16 protein-coding genes are annotated in these 14,576 nt (G+C 71.5%); 8 read left to right on the forward strand and 8 right to left on the reverse strand.

Annotated elements, in window-relative coordinates; genetic code table 11:
* Positions 1-3: 3 nt before the first annotated feature.
* On the reverse strand, positions 4-1,221 hold the full coding sequence (locus GKC29_RS04115; protein ID WP_155329556.1) for an FAD-dependent oxidoreductase: 1,218 nt from the start codon (positions 1,219-1,221) through the stop codon (positions 4-6).
* A gap of 109 nt (positions 1,222-1,330) precedes the next feature.
* Between GKC29_RS04115 and GKC29_RS04120 the strand changes: the two genes are divergently transcribed.
* Entirely contained in the window at positions 1,331-1,906 is a 576-nt protein-coding gene (locus GKC29_RS04120) for a TetR family transcriptional regulator (protein WP_196255801.1), read from the forward strand.
* Positions 1,907-1,980: 74 nt separating this feature from the next.
* Here GKC29_RS04120 and GKC29_RS04125 read toward each other — a convergent pair whose 3' ends face one another.
* Complete coding sequence (locus tag GKC29_RS04125; RefSeq protein WP_155329558.1) at positions 1,981-2,883, reverse strand: sulfurtransferase; 903 nt, start codon at positions 2,881-2,883, stop codon at positions 1,981-1,983.
* 114 nt (positions 2,884-2,997) lie between these two features.
* On the opposite strand from GKC29_RS04125, the gene GKC29_RS04130 reads away from it, so the two are divergent.
* On the forward strand, positions 2,998-3,516 hold the full coding sequence (locus tag GKC29_RS04130) for an RNA polymerase sigma factor (RefSeq protein ID WP_155329559.1): 519 nt from the start codon (positions 2,998-3,000) through the stop codon (positions 3,514-3,516).
* A complete protein-coding gene (locus GKC29_RS04135) occupies positions 3,509-4,780 on the forward strand; it encodes a hypothetical protein (RefSeq protein WP_155329560.1) in 1,272 nt (423 codons plus the stop codon). Before GKC29_RS04130 ends, GKC29_RS04135 begins: the two co-directional genes overlap by 8 nt.
* Positions 4,781-4,821: 41 nt before the next feature.
* Here the strand turns inward: GKC29_RS04135 and GKC29_RS04140 are convergent, their stop codons facing one another.
* Together GKC29_RS04140 and GKC29_RS04145 are read right to left on the reverse strand one after the other, a co-directional pair.
* A complete protein-coding gene (locus tag GKC29_RS04140) occupies positions 4,822-5,589 on the reverse strand; it encodes an SGNH/GDSL hydrolase family protein (RefSeq protein ID WP_155329561.1) in 768 nt (255 codons plus the stop codon).
* Positions 5,590-5,721: 132 nt separating this feature from the next.
* Positions 5,722-6,060 carry a hypothetical protein gene (locus tag GKC29_RS04145; RefSeq protein WP_155329562.1) on the reverse strand — a complete coding sequence of 113 codons (339 nt, stop codon included), beginning with the start codon at positions 6,058-6,060 and terminating at the stop codon, positions 5,722-5,724.
* A gap of 159 nt (positions 6,061-6,219) precedes the next feature.
* Here GKC29_RS04145 and GKC29_RS04150 point away from each other — a divergent pair, with 159 nt between their 5' ends.
* Together GKC29_RS04150 and GKC29_RS04155 are read left to right on the forward strand one after the other, a co-directional pair.
* Positions 6,220-7,023: a helix-turn-helix transcriptional regulator gene (locus tag GKC29_RS04150; RefSeq protein ID WP_155329563.1), complete on the forward strand. Its 804-nt coding sequence runs from the start codon at positions 6,220-6,222 to the stop codon at positions 7,021-7,023.
* Positions 7,014-7,196, forward strand: coding sequence for a DUF397 domain-containing protein (locus GKC29_RS04155; protein WP_155329564.1), 183 nt, complete (start codon positions 7,014-7,016; stop codon positions 7,194-7,196). The genes GKC29_RS04150 and GKC29_RS04155 overlap by 10 nt, the downstream gene beginning before the upstream one ends.
* A 144-nt stretch (positions 7,197-7,340) precedes the next feature.
* On the opposite strand, the gene GKC29_RS04160 is transcribed toward GKC29_RS04155, so the two are convergent.
* Both GKC29_RS04160 and GKC29_RS04165 read right to left on the reverse strand, forming a co-directional pair.
* Positions 7,341-8,462, reverse strand: a complete 1,122-nt coding sequence (locus tag GKC29_RS04160) for an LPXTG cell wall anchor domain-containing protein (RefSeq protein WP_196255802.1) — start codon at positions 8,460-8,462, stop codon at positions 7,341-7,343.
* 194 nt (positions 8,463-8,656) lie between these two features.
* Positions 8,657-9,280 (reverse strand): TetR/AcrR family transcriptional regulator, encoded by a 624-nt coding sequence (locus GKC29_RS04165; protein WP_155329566.1) that lies wholly within the window; start codon positions 9,278-9,280, stop codon positions 8,657-8,659.
* Positions 9,281-9,414: 134 nt separating this feature from the next.
* On the opposite strand from GKC29_RS04165, the gene GKC29_RS04170 reads away from it, so the two are divergent.
* Positions 9,415-10,443 (forward strand): aldo/keto reductase, encoded by a 1,029-nt coding sequence (locus GKC29_RS04170; RefSeq protein ID WP_155329567.1) that lies wholly within the window; start codon positions 9,415-9,417, stop codon positions 10,441-10,443.
* A gap of 75 nt (positions 10,444-10,518) precedes the next feature.
* Here GKC29_RS04170 and GKC29_RS04175 read toward each other — a convergent pair whose 3' ends face one another.
* Positions 10,519-11,622 carry a WD40 repeat domain-containing protein gene (locus GKC29_RS04175; RefSeq protein WP_155329568.1) on the reverse strand — a complete coding sequence of 368 codons (1,104 nt, stop codon included), beginning with the start codon at positions 11,620-11,622 and terminating at the stop codon, positions 10,519-10,521.
* On the reverse strand, positions 11,619-12,149 hold the full coding sequence (locus tag GKC29_RS04180; RefSeq protein WP_155329569.1) for a SigE family RNA polymerase sigma factor: 531 nt from the start codon (positions 12,147-12,149) through the stop codon (positions 11,619-11,621). The genes GKC29_RS04175 and GKC29_RS04180 overlap by 4 nt, the downstream gene beginning before the upstream one ends.
* 152 nt (positions 12,150-12,301) lie before the next feature.
* On the opposite strand from GKC29_RS04180, the gene GKC29_RS04185 reads away from it, so the two are divergent.
* Positions 12,302-14,053, forward strand: coding sequence for a proline--tRNA ligase (locus GKC29_RS04185; RefSeq protein WP_155329570.1), 1,752 nt, complete (start codon positions 12,302-12,304; stop codon positions 14,051-14,053).
* Positions 14,054-14,110: 57 nt separating this feature from the next.
* Complete coding sequence (locus GKC29_RS04190; RefSeq protein WP_155329571.1) at positions 14,111-14,536, forward strand: CBS domain-containing protein; 426 nt, start codon at positions 14,111-14,113, stop codon at positions 14,534-14,536.
* Positions 14,537-14,576 lie beyond the last annotated feature (40 nt).

The following is a 14,576-nucleotide window of genomic DNA, read 5'->3' on the forward strand; positions in this document are numbered from 1 at the left end:
AGCCTACTGCGTGTCCCCCGGATCTCGTGCCGGCGAGACGCGGCCCCGGCCCGGGCTCCGGGACCCGCCCGCCGGGCGGTGGGCGAGGCCGGAGAGGCGCAGGGCGATCCGGCGGCGGGCCGAAGGCAGCGCGGAGAGCAGGCGCAGCAGCAGGTTGCGGGCCGGGCGGGCGGCGGGCGGCAGGGTGGCCAGCCGGGTCAGCCCGGCGGCGAAGGAGACCACGTCCTCGGCCATCGGGCGGCGCCGGGCCGCGTAGCCGTCGAGCAGCGTGTCGGGGCCGCCGGCCAGCACGTCGGCGAGGGTGCCGCCGAGGTCGACCGCGTCGACGACGCCCAGGTTCATCCCCTGCCCGCCGGCGGGGCTGTGCACGTGCCCGGCGTCACCGGCGAGGAGCACCGGACCGGCCCGGAAGGAGTCGGCGATCCGCTCGTGCAGGCGGAACCGGGACGACCAGAGCACCTCCGTCACCCGGTCCGGGCGGCGGGCCGGGCCGCGCTCGTCGAGCAGGCCCTGGAGGTACCCCACGTCGGCGTCGGCCGGTGCCTCCGGGACGGCGGCGACGAGCCGGACCACCCCACCGGGCAGCGGCGCCCAGATCAGCGGGCCGGACCGGGCGAGGAAGAGTGTCGCCCGGTCGCGTGGCAGCGCGCTGGACACCCGGACGTCGGCGAGCACGAACGACTCCGTCCCGTGGTCCGGGCCGGGGAAGCCGATGCCCGCCAGATCGCGGACCGTGCTGTGCATGCCGTCCGCCGCGACGACGTACCGGGCGCGGACCGTCGCACCGCCGGCGAAGGTGGCGACCGCGCCGGGCCCGCCGAGGTCGAGGCCGGTCATCTCGTACGGCCGCAGCACGGGCACGCCGGCGGCGGCGAGCAGCGTGGTCAGCACCTCCTCGGTCACCGCCTGGGAGACCATCAGCGCGTACGGGTGCCGGGACGGCAGGTCGCCGAACGGCACGTGGAGCAGCACCCGGTCGCGGTCCTGGACGGTGAACTCCGGCGCCCGCGCCCCGCGTGCCACGAGCGGGGCGCCGGCGCCGATCCGGTCCAGCTCCTCCAGGGTGTACGCGTGCACGACGGCCGCCCGCGAGGTCACCGGCGGCTCGGCCAGCCGGTCGACCACGGTCACCGGCACCCCGCGCCGGGCCAGCGTGAGCGCGGCGGTCAGCCCGGTGGGCCCGGCCCCCACCACCAGCACGTCCGTCTCGGTCGGCAGCATCCGGCACCTCCGCGATCATCAATGCCAACGCATGTTGGCAAACATGTGTAGGCAACGTTAGGTCACCTCACACTGGCGTGTCAACAAGTGTTGGCATACGGTCGTGGGCATGACCGAGGCAGCGCCTACCCGCCCCCGCCGCTCCGACGCCACCCGGGCCGCGATCCTGCGGTCCGCCCGGGCCCGCTTCGCCGCCGACGGGTACGACCGGGCCACCATCCGGGCCATCGCCGCCGACGCGCGCATCGACCCGTCGATGGTGATGCGGTACTACGGCAGCAAGGAGGGGCTGTTCGCGGCGGCGGCCGAGTTCGACCTGCGCCTGCCCGACCTGACGCGGGTGCCGCCCGACCGGTTCGGCGAGGCGCTGGTGCGCCACTTCCTCGACCGCTGGGAGGGCGACGAGACCCTCGCGGCGCTGCTGCGGGCGGCGAGCGCCAACCCGGGCGCGGCCGAGCGGATCCGCGGCATCTTCGCCGACCAGCTCACCGAGGCCGTCGCCACGTTCGGCGCCGGCCCGGAGACCACCGCCCGCCGGGCCGGCCTGGTGGCCAGCCAGATCCTCGGCCTCGCGTTCACCCGCTACATCGTCCGGCTGCCACCCGTGGTCGAGATGGACCGGGCGGAGGTGGTGGCGTGGGTGGGACCGACCATCCAGCGCTACCTTCGGGGCCGGCCTGGCTGACCACCCAACCTTGCAGAAAGGAAGGGCCCCCTGTTAACGCCTGGCGTTGAACAGGGGACCCTTCTTAACGCCGGTCAGCTCGCCAGGCCGCCGGGCTGGTCGCCCTTCACGACGGGGGCCCGGACCAGGTTGCCCCACTCGGTCCACGAGCCGTCGTAGTTGCGGACCTGCCGGTAACCGAGCAGGTGTCGCAGCACGAACCAGGTGTGGCTGGACCGCTCGCCGATCCGGCAGTACGCGACGATGTCGTCGTCCGCGTCCAACCCGAGCTGGTCGGCGTAGATCGCCCGCAGCTCGTCGGGCGACTTGAAGGTGCCGTCGTCGTTCGCCGCCGACTTCCACGGCTTGTTCACCGCGCCGGGGATGTGCCCGCCGCGCAGCGCGCCCTCCTGCGGGTAGTCGGGCATGTGCAGCATCTCGCCGGTGTACTCACCCGGCGACCGCACGTCGACCAGCGGCCGGCCGGCGGCGATGTGCGCCATGACCTGCTCGCGGTACGCCCGGATCGGCGCGTCGTCCCGCTGCGGAACGGGGTACTCCGCCCGCGGGCGGGTCGGCTTGTCGCGGGTCACCTCGCGCCCTTCGGCGATCCACTTCTGCCGGCCCCCGTCCAGCAGCCGCACGTCCGGGTGGCCGAAGAGCGAGAAGACCCAGAGGGCGTACGCGGCCCACCAGTTGAAGTTGTCGCCGTAGAAGACCACGGTGTCGTCGCGGCCGATGCCCTTGGCCGCGCACAGCTCGGCGAAGCCCTTGGCGTCCAGGTAGTCGCGGGTCACCTGGTCGTTCAGCTCCAGGTGCCAGTCGACCTTGATGGCACCGGGGATGTGACCGGTGTCGTAGAGCAGCACGTCCTCGTCGCACTCGATGACGACGAGCCCCTCGTCGCCCAGGTGCTCCGCCAGCCACCCGGTGGTGACCAGCTTCTGCGGGTCCGCGTACGACCGGAGTCGGGGATCAGGATCGCTCGGCACAGACATGATCCCCAAGGTACGCCGATTCCCACCTTGCCGACCCGCCATCGGAAATCGGGTGCAGCGGATGCGACGTGTGACGCGTGACAGTGGCGAGACCCGCCGACACCGAGGACCGACATGACTGAAGGGCCACGCTCCGGGGCCGCCCCACCGCCGGTGGACTTCACCGAGTTCTACCAGGCGCACTTCCACCGCGTTGCGGTGCAGCTCTACGCGTACCTCGGTGACCACGCGGAGGCGCAGGACCTCACGCAGGAGGCGTTCTGCCGGACGCTGGAGCGCTGGGACCGGGTCGGCGAGTACGACGATCCGTCGGCCTTCGTGCGCCGGGTGGCCTGGAACCTCGCCACCAGCCGGCTGCGCCGGGTCCGCACCCAACTCCGTCACCTTGCCCGGCAGCGGGAGGAGCACGTGGCCGGGCCCGGGCCGGACCGGGTGGTGCTGATGGCGGCGCTCGCCACCCTGCCGGCCAACCAGCGGCGGGCGGTCGTCCTGCATCACCTCGCCCACCTCACCGTCGCCGAGATCGCCGACCAGGTGGGTGTGCCGGAGGGGACCGTCAAGTCGTGGCTGTCGCGGGGCCGGACGGCAATGGCCCGCCACCTCACCGAGCGGGAGGAGGCCCACCGTGCGTGAGCAGAACCTCGATGAGCTGTTCGCCGAGTTCGAGGCGCAGGCTCTGCCGACCTTCCGGCCGCCCGGCGTACCCGACGCTCAACGCCGGCTGCGCGAGCGACAGCGCCGCCGGCGCGGTCTGCTGGCCGGTGTCGTGACGCTGCTCCTGGCCGGCCCCGCGGGGGCGTACGCGGTCGCTGGCCGGAACGGGGACGAGGTCTCACCCGTCCCGACCCCCAGCCCGTCGGTGTCCCCGTCGCCCGACGACAACCCCGTCCAGCGGCGGGTGGCACTGCCCGGGGTGGCCGGTGAGCTGCGGCAGCTGCGGTTCGCCGATGCCCGGCACGGCTGGGCGTTCTTCGACACCTGCAACGCGGCGGACTCCGGGGCCGGCGGCTGCGAGCGGGCGCTCGGCCGTACGACGGATGGTGGCGCCACCTGGCGGGAGGTGGCGCTGCCGGTGGGCGGCGCCGAGCCGAGCGGTCCGGCAGCCGTGAGCCTGCTGCCGGTGGACAGCCAACGGCTGGTCATCTACTTCGAGTACGGCTACCTGGTCACCACGGACGGCGGTGCGTCGTTCACCCAGCACCCCGCCGGCAATCCGCCCACCACCGCCCAGCTCGCCCTGGCGACCCGCAGTGGATTCGTAATCCGCTGTCCCGGCGATCCCGGGACACCCCGCTGCCCGCGGCAGGAGCTGGCCCGGGTCGGTGCGGGCGGCGCGCCCACCCAACCCCCGGTGACCCTGAGCGCGGACACCGCCCGACACCTCGTCGAGGGTGGCGACGGCCGGCTGTGGCTGGCCGTCGGCGACGGGAACCGGCTGACCGTCGTGGTCAGCGCCGACAGGGCGACCAGCTGGCGGAAGCTCCCGGCAGTGAGCGGGGCCAACCGCCTGCTGGTCTCCCCGGACGGCGCCGACGTCTGGCTGGTCAGCGTCAACGACCACCAGTCGGCGTTCGACGTCACCGACTGGAATCGGGTGTGGCGGCTGGTCGGTGACAGCTGGCAGGAGGGTCCAGGGCTGCCCGACGACACGTTCTCGGTCGCCGCAGCCAACGGTGGGCTGTTGCCGGTCAGCAGCGCCTACGGTGGCGGCGGCTACGTGCGCGACGGCAGGTACACGCCCATACCCGAGCTCGGCGGCTCGGCGCGGGCGGACGGTAGCGACGCCCCGACCGTGGAGGTGCTGGCCGACGACACGATCGTGCTGACCGGCCCGACGGCGACCTTCCTCGGGGTCGGCCCCGGCCCCATCCGGGCCTGGACCCGGCTGACCCCGTGACCCCGGGCGGGGGACGGGTGGGCGGGGCCGGGTCGCGGGGGTCAGTCAGTCACGGGGGCCAGCGTCGGGCGCTTCGCCGTCACCGTGTCGCCGGAGCTGCGGCCGGTGAGGCGGCGCTTGAGCCAGGGGGCCAGGTGCCGGGCGGCCCAGCGGAGGTCGTCGGTGCGGGCGGTCAGCCACGGCTTCGGCAGGGGGCGCTCGGGGACCAGCAGCCACTCCTCGTCGCAGCCCACCCCGAGCGCGGTGAGCACCTGCGCGGCCACCCGCCGGTGCCCGGCCGACGACAGGTGCAGCCGGTCGGTGCTCCACAGCAACGGGTTCAGGTACGTGTCGTCGGCGTACAGGTCGACCAGGATGGCACCGTGCCGCTCGGCGGTCTCGCCGACCGCCCGGTTGAGCAGTTGCACCCGGGGAGCGACCAGCCGCTGCCCGGGCAGCCGGGCCATCACGTCGGCGAACCGGAAGAGGATCACGTCGGCGCCGCCGGACCGGAGCTGCCCGACCACGTCGTCGAAACGCGCGAGCAGGCTGTCCGGGTCGAAGGTGCGGCGCAGCACGTCGTTGCCGCCGGCGGCGAAGCTGATCAGGTCGGGCTTCATGGCCAGCGCGGTGGGCACCTGCTCGTCCACCACCCGGGGGAAGAGTCGGCCGCGGATGGCGAGGTTCGCGTACCGGAAGTCCGCGCCGGCCTCGACGGCGAGCCGGGTGGCGACCAGGTCGGCCCAGCCCCGGTAGGTGCCGTCCGGGTAGGAGTCGTCCATCCCCTCGGTGAAGCTGTCCCCGACCGCGACGAAACTGCGCCAGCCCACCCGTGCTCCCTCCGGTCGTAAGGAAGGGCCCCTTGCTAACGCCTCCGGTAGAGGAAGGGCCCCTTCTTAACAGCGGTAGTTTCGCACCGCAGGCGACGGCCGGTGTCGACCGGCACCGGAACGTGGCGGACGTCATCGCGGCGGCGGGTCGACGGCCGGCCGGCGGTAGGGACCCCACGCCACGAAGCGCTCGAACAGCTCCCGCGGCGTAGGGCCGTCGTGCGGGTTCAGCCGGAACAGGTCGTGCGTCGCCTCGTGGTACAGGCCGGACAGGTAGATCGCCAGGTCGACCGGGTGGTCGCCGTACTCGATCCTGAGCAGCAGCCGGGCCTCCGCGCACGGCCACGGTGCCCCGCACGCCCGGCACACCCACAGCGGGCGGATCGGCAGGTGGGGCGTGCGGTCCGCCGGATAGGCGCGGGGCCGGTCCGGGTGCGGCCCCAGCCGGGGTACGGGCAGACCACCACTCATCACCACTCCTTTGTCTGCCAGGGCGAAACTCGTCGCGTGACAGTGTGGTGAGGACGCGACTACGGTCGGAAGGCATCGACGGTCGGTGTGGCGAGGTCCGGGCGGCGGGGTCGCCCGGCGGGACCGTTCCTGAGACGTCTGGGAGATCGTGGAGGAGCTGTGGAAGCTGAGCCGACCTCGGAGCTGATCCGGACCCAACTGCGGCGGCTACGGGTCAACGCCGAGCTGAGTCAGGAGGAGTTCGGGAAGCTGGTCCACTACTCGGGTTCGCAGGTGTCGGCCTTGGAGCTGGGCCAGCGACCGCTGGACCGGCTGTTCCTCAAGCGGGCCGACGAGGTGCTGAACACCGGAGGTCTACTGACGTCCCTGCTGAAGATGGCCGAGCGCGCCGGCCAACCGAGCTGGTTCCGCCCCTGGCTGGAGGCTGAGCGGGACGCCCGGCAACTCCGCTGCTACCACCCGACGCTGATTCCCGGCCTACTTCAGACCGAGAACTACGGCCGCACGGTAATCCGGGCGGACGGCATGCTGAGCGACGGTGAGGTGGAGAAGCGGCTGGCGGTCCGGATGGATCGACAGTCCATCCTCGACCAACCGCAGCCGCCCCAGCTCGTCGCGGTGCTCGAAGAGAGCGTGCTCCGCCGGGCCGACGAGAGCTTCCGGGGCCTGATGATCCAGCAGATCGCGCACCTGCTCGACTGCGCCGAACGCCCGCAGGTGAGCGTGCACGTCATACCGACCGAGATCAGTTCCCACGTCGGCCTGGCGGGACCGTTCACCCTCGCGCGGAGTGAGGACGGCGGTTGGGTCGGCTACCTGGAGCACCAGCTCGGCGGCACATCGATCGACAAAGATGAAGACGTGTCTATCCTGCTGGCGAGGTGGGAGAGCGTCCGCAGCGAGGCTCTGCCCCACCGCCAGTCGGTCGAACTGATGAAGGAAGTGATGACGTCATGGAGTTGACCGGCGCGACCTGGCGCAAGTCCAGCCGCAGCGGCAACAGCGAGTGCGTCGAGGTGGCCGACAATCTGCCCGGCGTCGTGGGCGTCCGGGACAGCAAGGACCCGGCCGGCCCGGTCCTCACCTTCACCCCGCAGACCTGGCGCACCTTCATCGCCCGCGCCAAGCGCCTCTGATTCGCCGGCGGCGTGAGCGAGAACGCCGTCGTTGACATCGTCTGCATGCTCGATGAGCTGGCCGAACCGCCGATGGCGAGACCGACCGACCAGCGACGACGGGCTCCGGGGCCGGCACGGCCCTGGAGCCCGTCGTCCTCTGTGTCAGCCCCGGAAGAGCGACGGCCGGCGCAGCCGGCTGGCTCCGAGGAGCAGGCCGCCGGCGGCCAGCAGGCCTCCACCCAGGGAAAGGGCGCCGATGGTCTCGTCACCGGTAACCGGCAGTTCCTTGTCGTCCTTGTCATCGTCCTTGTCGTCGTGCTTCCGGTGGTCGAACTTGCCGTGCCGGATGCAGACGGTGACGGTGGCCGGGTCGGAGACGATCTTCTCGTCGTAGAACCTGCCGGTCGCACGGGCGGTGTTGACCACCTTGCCGTGCTTGACGTCGGACCAGGTCACCACGTACGGCTTGACGGCGTGGCAGTCGGTGCTCGTGCCCCGTGCCAGCGTGGTGGTCCGGCACTTCACGGGTCCGGCCTTCGGGTCGTACACGGCGACATCGGAGATGGTGACGTTGCCGGTGTTGGTCACCCGGTAGGTGTAGAAGATCTTGTCACCCTTGGCCGCGTAGCCGTCGTTCTCGCACTTCTTACGGCAGTCCGAGTCGACCCGGGCCTTCTTGTCGATCGACAGGCTGGCCTGAACCGGCTTCTTGGGCTTGGTGGTGACGGTGAAGGTCGCCTCGTTGGACCGCACCTTCTCCTCGCAGAACCACCCGATCGCGTGCGCGGTATTGACAATCTTGCCGTGCTTCACGTCCTCCTCGGTGACGGTGTAGGTGCCCGTGCAGGTGGTGCTGTATCCCGGCTTGAGCGAGGTGTCCTCGCAGGTGATCCCGGTGACCGTGTCGTCCTTGATCCTGATGTGTGTGATCGGTTCGTCTTTCCTGCCGGTGCTTTCGTTCTTCACCGTGTACGTGTAGGTGACCTCCTGCCCCGCCTTCACGTTCTTGTCGGGGCTGCCGGATTTGGTCAGCTTCAGCCTCGGGCTTGCCTCGTCGGCGGCGGCCGGCGAGGCGCCGGCGAACAGCAGGGCGCCGGCCAGCAGCGCGAAGGCAGCCACCAGCGTAGAGACACTCGCCAATCTGCGTGGCGCTGAGGTACTGCTCATGTAATCCCCCGTGTCGTCGTGTTTGACATCGGAGACAACGAGCAGCAAAGAGGGTGGGCCGCGCGAATCCGGCCGAATTCGCCCGGTTGGTCGACTCTTGACGGAATCGGGGCACACCGTCCGAGATGCTGCGGTAAGGAACGCCAGTCCCGCCTATAAAAACGGCGACGCCTTACCCGACAAGTCAAATAGGTCGAACGTGGCGAAACAGGCATAAAGTGCCACGAAATGCGCACCGGTACTGACCGACCTCGCAATCACCTCGCCCCTGCTGCTCACCGACCCGAGCCGGTAGGAACGCGAGCCGGGGTTCACGCGGGTCGGCGATAGACGCCGTACCACCAGGTCGCCGCTAGTTCGCGCGCTGCCGCGGCGTCGCCGGAGCCGTCGTCGACCGCGATGTGATGGGCGAGGAACCGGTCCCCGCCGACGACGATCAGCCGGCTTGCCTCGACGGCGTCCAGGTCCCTCGGAACCTGGCCGCGCTCCTGCTCAGCCAGGATCAGCTGTGCAGCGTTACGGGTGAACCGGTCGAGTCGGGCATTCCAGAACTCGCGCACCCTCGGGTCGTACGCGGACAGCTCGCTGATCGCGGCCAGCACCGTCGCACGGTCCCGGTAGATCCGGATCACCTGGCGGAAGGTTTCGACCAGCTTGTCCAGACCGTCGCCGGCCTCGGGCTGCCAGGCGGCCGAGATGTCGAAGGACGCCGCGCTGATCGATTCGGCGAGTCGCATCAGCAGCTCGGTCTTGTCCGCGAAATGCACGTAGAAGGTCGACCGGGCGACGCCCGCCTCCGCGGCGATGCGCTGCACGCCCAGTTCGGTGAAGCTCACGCCCTCGGCGAGCAGTCGCTCGGTGGTGGCCAGGATCCGGGCTTCCACCGAGAGCCGGCGGTCCGCACCGCCGGACGGTCGCCGAGTGATGGATGGCATACGCAGATGGTAGGCGGGGAACTCGTCGGCCCGGCCACCAGCGGCTAAGCTTGCCGGACACACTGTCCGACATATCGTCCGACAAGCTGTCCGACGACGAACGGCCAGGTCGGATCCGCAGGAAGGAAGCTGACGTGAAGTACCGACTCCTCGGCAACACCGGCGTGTGGATCTCCGAGATCTCGCTCGGGGCGATGACCTTCGGCGGCTCGGGCGATCCGATCTACGGCGCGCTCGGTGGGCTCGGCCGCGACGAGACCGACCGGATGGTGGCCGCGGCGTTGGACGCCGGCGTCAACCTCATCGACACCGCCGACGTCTACAGCAACGGCGAGAGCGAGGAACTGCTCGGTCACGCGCTGCGCCACCGGCGGGACGACGTGGTGCTGGCCACCAAGGTGCACTCCCCGACCGGCCCTGGTCCGAACGACGCCGGCTGGTCCCGACTGCACGTCATGCAGGCGCTGGAGGCGAGCCTTCGCCGACTGGGTACCGACCACATCGACCTCTACCAGCTGCACAACTTTGACCAGTTCACTCCGTTCGAGGAAGTGCTGGCCGCCCTCGACGACGCCGTACGCCAGGGCAAGGTCCGCTACATCGGCGCCGCGAACCTCGCCGCCTGGCAGGTCAGCAAGGCGCTGGGCGTGTCCGCCGCGCGGAACCTGAACCGGTTCGTGTCGCTGCAGTCCTATTACTCGCTGGTGGGCCGGGATGCCGAACGCGACCTGGTGCCGATGGCCCAGGTTGAGGGTGTGGGCCTGTTCGTCTGGAGCCCGCTGGCCGGCGGCTTCCTGTCCGGAAAGATCAGCCGGGAGGGCGCGACCGGCGAGACCCGCCGAGCCGCCCCGGGCTACCCGGACTTCCCGCCCATCGACCGGGAGCGCGGCCACGACGTGGTCGACGTGCTGCGGGCGGTGGCGGCACGGCACGACGTGAGCCCGGCCCGGATCGCGATCGCCTGGTTGCTGGCGCAGCCGGCGGTCACCAGTGTCACCGTGGGAGCCCGGAGGATCGACCAGCTCACCGACAACATCGGCGCGAGCGGCCTGGTGCTCACCGCGCAGGACCTGAGCGAACTGGACGAGGTCAGCAAGCTGCCGCCGGCGTACCCGAACTGGATCCAGGAGATGTTCGCCGGCGCTCGCCGCCCCAACGGCTGACGAGGCCCGGACGTGCCGGAGCCGTCGCGCCCCGTGACGCGACGGCTCCGGGCTCGGGCCTGGGATCGTCCTGATTCAGGCTGCGTACGCCAGCAGCGTCAGGTCACCGAGCGCGGCCGGTTCGGTAACCGTGCCGAGCGGCTTGAACGTGCTGTCCAGGACGCTGATGCCGGTCGCCCGCCGGACGAGCACCTTGTTGTCGGCGGTGAACATGATGCTCCGGATGCCGTCCCCGCCCGGCAGGTCGACCTCCTTGCCGGTGGTCGTGTCGACCACGGCGAAGCTGCCGTCCTCCCGGGAGACGTCGGTGCCGATCCAGCCGACCGCGACGTACCGGCCGTCCATCGACACGCTGCGGGCCTCCCAACCGCCCCACTTGGCGGCATCGTCCGCCGGCGGGGTGTAGTTGTAGTTGCGGTGGACGCCCGGGCCGTCCACGAAGGGCTGACCGTCCGTGCTCTCCGCCGCCAGGTAGCGGCCGTCGGCCGACCATCGGCGCAGGATCGGATCGAGCGGGCCGAGGACGACCTTCCCGGTACGCACGTCGTACTGCACGGACTCGCGCGTCGGCTGCCTACCGACCATCAGCAGATCACCGCCCTGCCACACCAGCGCGGTGGGGCCGAAGCAGTTGATGTCGGCCGCCAAGTTCCGCTTGTTCGAACCGTCGATGCCGGCGGTCACCAGGGTGCCGAGCCCCCGGTCCCGGTCCGTGGCCACCACCCAGGCGAGACGCCGACCATCCGGGGAGATCGTGATGCTGTTCCGGGTGCACGGGTCGTTGTCCGAGTACGGCACGCGGGCGAGCACGGTGTCGGTCGCACCGCGGACGGCGTGAACGCGGGCCTCACCGTCGGTCATGCCCAGGTAGTAACGGGTCCCTGCGAGGACCGCCGGCTCGGCGGACGTCGCTGCGGTCGGCGACGGGTCGGCCGGCGACGGCGTGACGATGACGGACGGGCTGTCGGCCGGGATCGGAGCCGGGGCGTCTCCGCGCGGGATCAGCGCGAACGCCGTGCCGGTGGCCGCGCCGACCATCACGAAGGCCGCGGCGGACGTGGCGATCGCGCGCTGGATGCCGAGCCGGCGGGAGGTACGCAGGGCGCGGTCGCGCAGGTCGACCGGAGTGACCTCCTCGGCCAGGTCGGCGAGGTCGATCCGGAGACGGTCGTGGTTCATCGGGCGCTCCCTTCCGGGACGTACAGCTCGGCGAGCTCGGGTGCGACGGCGCGCAACTTGGCCAGGGCCTTCGAGGTCTGGCTCTTCACGGTGCCGACGGTGACGCCGAGCAGGTCGGCGGCCTCGGCTTCGGTGCGGTCCTCGAAGAACCGCAGGACCAGCACGGCGCGCTGCTTGGCGGACAGCCGGGCCAGCGCGGCTCGCAGGGTGAGCCGCAGGGTGGTCTGCTGCGCGTGGTCGGCGGCCGAGTCGCCTCCGCGTGGCTCGGGCAGATCACCCGGCATCGACTCGGCCACCTTGCGACGCCGCCACCAGGAGACCTGAAGGTGGTACATGGTCTTGCGGGTGTACGCCTCGGCGTTCCCGCTGTGGTGCAGCCGGTTCCACGACCGGTGGGTCCGGGCCAGCGCCGACTGGACGAGATCCTCGGCCAGGTGCTGGTCACCGGTCAGAAGGTAGGCCGAACGCAGCAGCGCTGGCGTGCGCGTCCGGACGAACGAGTCGAACTCACTCAGCTGAGGGTCCACACGGGCCGATCCTTGGGGTCAGGTGGTGCATCATCGTGATGCCTCCCCAGACGTCGCCCCGCGCGGGCATGGTTGCCCCGCGGGACGAGCAATTTCCGGCGGGCCGACAAATCGGATCGCCGCACTGGAAGGCATGGCCGTACGCTGCGGCAATGCTGCTACGGATGTCGACCCTGCTGCTCCGGACCCTGCGCGAGGACCCGGCGGACGCGGAGGTGCCGAGCCACCGACTGCTGCTCCGCGCCGGCTATATCCGGCGCGCCGCCCCCGGCGGCTACACCTGGCTGCCGCTGGGCAAGCTCGTCCTCGACCGGGTCACCGAGGTGATCCGCTCGGAGATGCTCGCGATCGGTGACCAGGAGGTGCACTTCCCGGCGCTGCTGCCGGCGGAGCCGTACCGGACCAGCGGGCGGTGGACGGAGTACGGCGACGACATCTTCACCCTCGCCGACCGGCGGGGCGCCGACCACCTGCTCGCCCCCACCCACGAGGAGTTGGCGGCGCTGCTGGTGAAGGACCTGTTCACCTCGTACCGGGACTTCCCGGTGACGCTGTTCCAGGTGCAGACGAAGTTCCGCGACGAGGCCCGGCCCCGGGCCGGCCTGCTGCGCGGGCGCGAGTTCCTGATGACGGACGCGTACTCCTTGGACCTGGACGAGGCCGGGTTGCAGGCGGCGTACGACCGGCACCGGGAGGCGTACCGGAAGGTGTTCGACCGGCTCGGCCTCGGGTACACGGTGGTGCACGCGATGTCGGGCGCGATGGGCGGCTCGGCCTCGGAGGAGTTCCTGGCCGCCGCGGAGGTCGGCGAGGACACGTACGTGGGCTGCACGGCATGCGACTACGCCGCGAACACCGAGGCGGTCACCACGCCCGCCCCGCCGGCCGGCGACCCGGACACGCAGCCGGCCACGGCGGTGCACGACACGCCGGAGACGCCCACGATCGCCAGTCTGGTCGACCTGGCCAACGACCGCCGCCTCGCCGGCCGTGCCGACTGGACCGCCGCCGACACCCTCAAGAACGTCGTCCTCACCGTCCGCCGGCCCGGTGCCGAGCCGGAGCTGCTGGTGATCGGGCTGCCCGGCGACCGGGAGGTGGACCTCAAGCGCGTCGACGCCGCGCTCGCACCGGCCACCGTCGCGGTCTTCGACGGCTGGGCGGACCAGCCGGAGCTGGTCCGCGGCTACATCGGGCCGCAGGTCATGGCGAAGCTCGACATCCGGTACCTGGTGGACCCGCGGGTGGTGCCCGGCACGGCGTGGCTGACCGGCGCCAACGAACCGGGCCGGCACGCCACGAACGTCGTCTGCGGCCGGGACTTCGTGCCCGACGGCACGATCGAGGCGGCCGAGGTCCGGCCCGGGGACCCGTGCCCGGCCTGCGGCACCGGCGAGCTGACACTGCGCCGGGGCATCGAGATCGGGCACATCTTCCAGCTCGGCCGCCGCTACACCGACGCCTTCGCGGTGGACGTGCTCGGGCCGGAGGGCAAGCCGGTGCGGCCCACGATGGGCTGCTACGGCATCGGGGTGTCCCGGGCGGTCGCGGCGATCGCCGAACAGCACCACGACGAGCGCGGTCTCGTCTGGCCGGCGGCGGTCGCGCCGTGTGACGTACACCTGGTGGCGGCCGGGAAGGGCCCGCAGCTGGAGGCGGCGCTCGACCTCGGCGGACGCCTCGCCGCCGCCGGCCTGCGCGTGCTGGTCGACGACCGGACGCACGTCTCCGCCGGGGTGAAGTTCACCGACGCGGAGCTGGTCGGCATCCCGCGCACCGTCGTGGTCGGCCGCCGTCTCGCCGACGGGTACGCCGAGCTGCGCGACCGGGCCACCGGCGAGCGCACCGAGCTGCCGATGGACGGTCTGGTCGAACGCCTCACCGCCGACATGCGTGTGGTGTAGTCGAGACGTCACGGGGTACCGCACCCCGATCGGGTGGATCGTTACTGGAGGGCTCCCATGGCCGGTTACAAGGTCAGCGACGTGATGACGAAGCAGGTCATCTACCTGCCGACGGAGACCACCCTGGACGAGGCGGCGAAGGTGATGAAGGAGGCCGACATCGGCGACGTGGTCGTCACCGAGGGGGCCACCCTCGCCGGCATGCTCACCGATCGCGACATCGTGGTGCGGGCCGTCGCCGAGCGCAGCGACCCGGCCGTCACGACCATCGGGTCGATCATCACCCGCGAGGTCGTGATGATCGAGCAGAACTGCACGGCGGGTGAGGCGGCGGCGCTGATGCGGGAGCGGGGTGTCCGGCGGGTGCTGGTCTGCGACAGCGAGCGGAAGCTGGTCGGCATCGTCTCCCTCGGTGACCTGGCCATGCAGCTCGACCCCCAGTCCGCCCTCGGCCAAATCAGCGAGCAGGCGCCGACGGTGTAAGGAAGGGCCCCTTGTTAACGCCTCCGGTAGAGGAAGGGCC

This window comes from Micromonospora sp. WMMC415 (assembly GCF_009707425.1).
Taxonomy (GTDB): domain Bacteria; phylum Actinomycetota; class Actinomycetes; order Mycobacteriales; family Micromonosporaceae; genus Micromonospora.

Excerpts from the sequence above, each read along its gene's own strand:
- GKC29_RS04120 (WP_196255801.1), top strand. The coding sequence starts at position 1,331 with ATGACCGAGGCAGCGCCTACCCGCCCCCGCCGCTCCGACGCCACCCGG.
- GKC29_RS04130 (WP_155329559.1), top strand. The coding sequence starts at position 2,998 with ATGACTGAAGGGCCACGCTCCGGGGCCGCCCCACCGCCGGTGGACTTC.
- GKC29_RS04185 (WP_155329570.1), top strand. The coding sequence starts at position 12,302 with ATGCTGCTACGGATGTCGACCCTGCTGCTCCGGACCCTGCGCGAGGAC.
- GKC29_RS04165 (WP_155329566.1), bottom strand. The coding sequence starts at position 9,280 with ATGCCATCCATCACTCGGCGACCGTCCGGCGGTGCGGACCGCCGGCTC.
- GKC29_RS04175 (WP_155329568.1), bottom strand. The coding sequence starts at position 11,622 with ATGAACCACGACCGTCTCCGGATCGACCTCGCCGACCTGGCCGAGGAG.
- GKC29_RS04155 (WP_155329564.1), top strand. The coding sequence starts at position 7,014 with ATGGAGTTGACCGGCGCGACCTGGCGCAAGTCCAGCCGCAGCGGCAAC.
- GKC29_RS04145 (WP_155329562.1), bottom strand. The coding sequence starts at position 6,060 with ATGAGTGGTGGTCTGCCCGTACCCCGGCTGGGGCCGCACCCGGACCGG.
- GKC29_RS04125 (WP_155329558.1), bottom strand. The coding sequence starts at position 2,883 with ATGTCTGTGCCGAGCGATCCTGATCCCCGACTCCGGTCGTACGCGGAC.
- GKC29_RS04115 (WP_155329556.1), bottom strand. The coding sequence starts at position 1,221 with ATGCTGCCGACCGAGACGGACGTGCTGGTGGTGGGGGCCGGGCCCACC.
- GKC29_RS04190 (WP_155329571.1), top strand. The coding sequence starts at position 14,111 with ATGGCCGGTTACAAGGTCAGCGACGTGATGACGAAGCAGGTCATCTAC.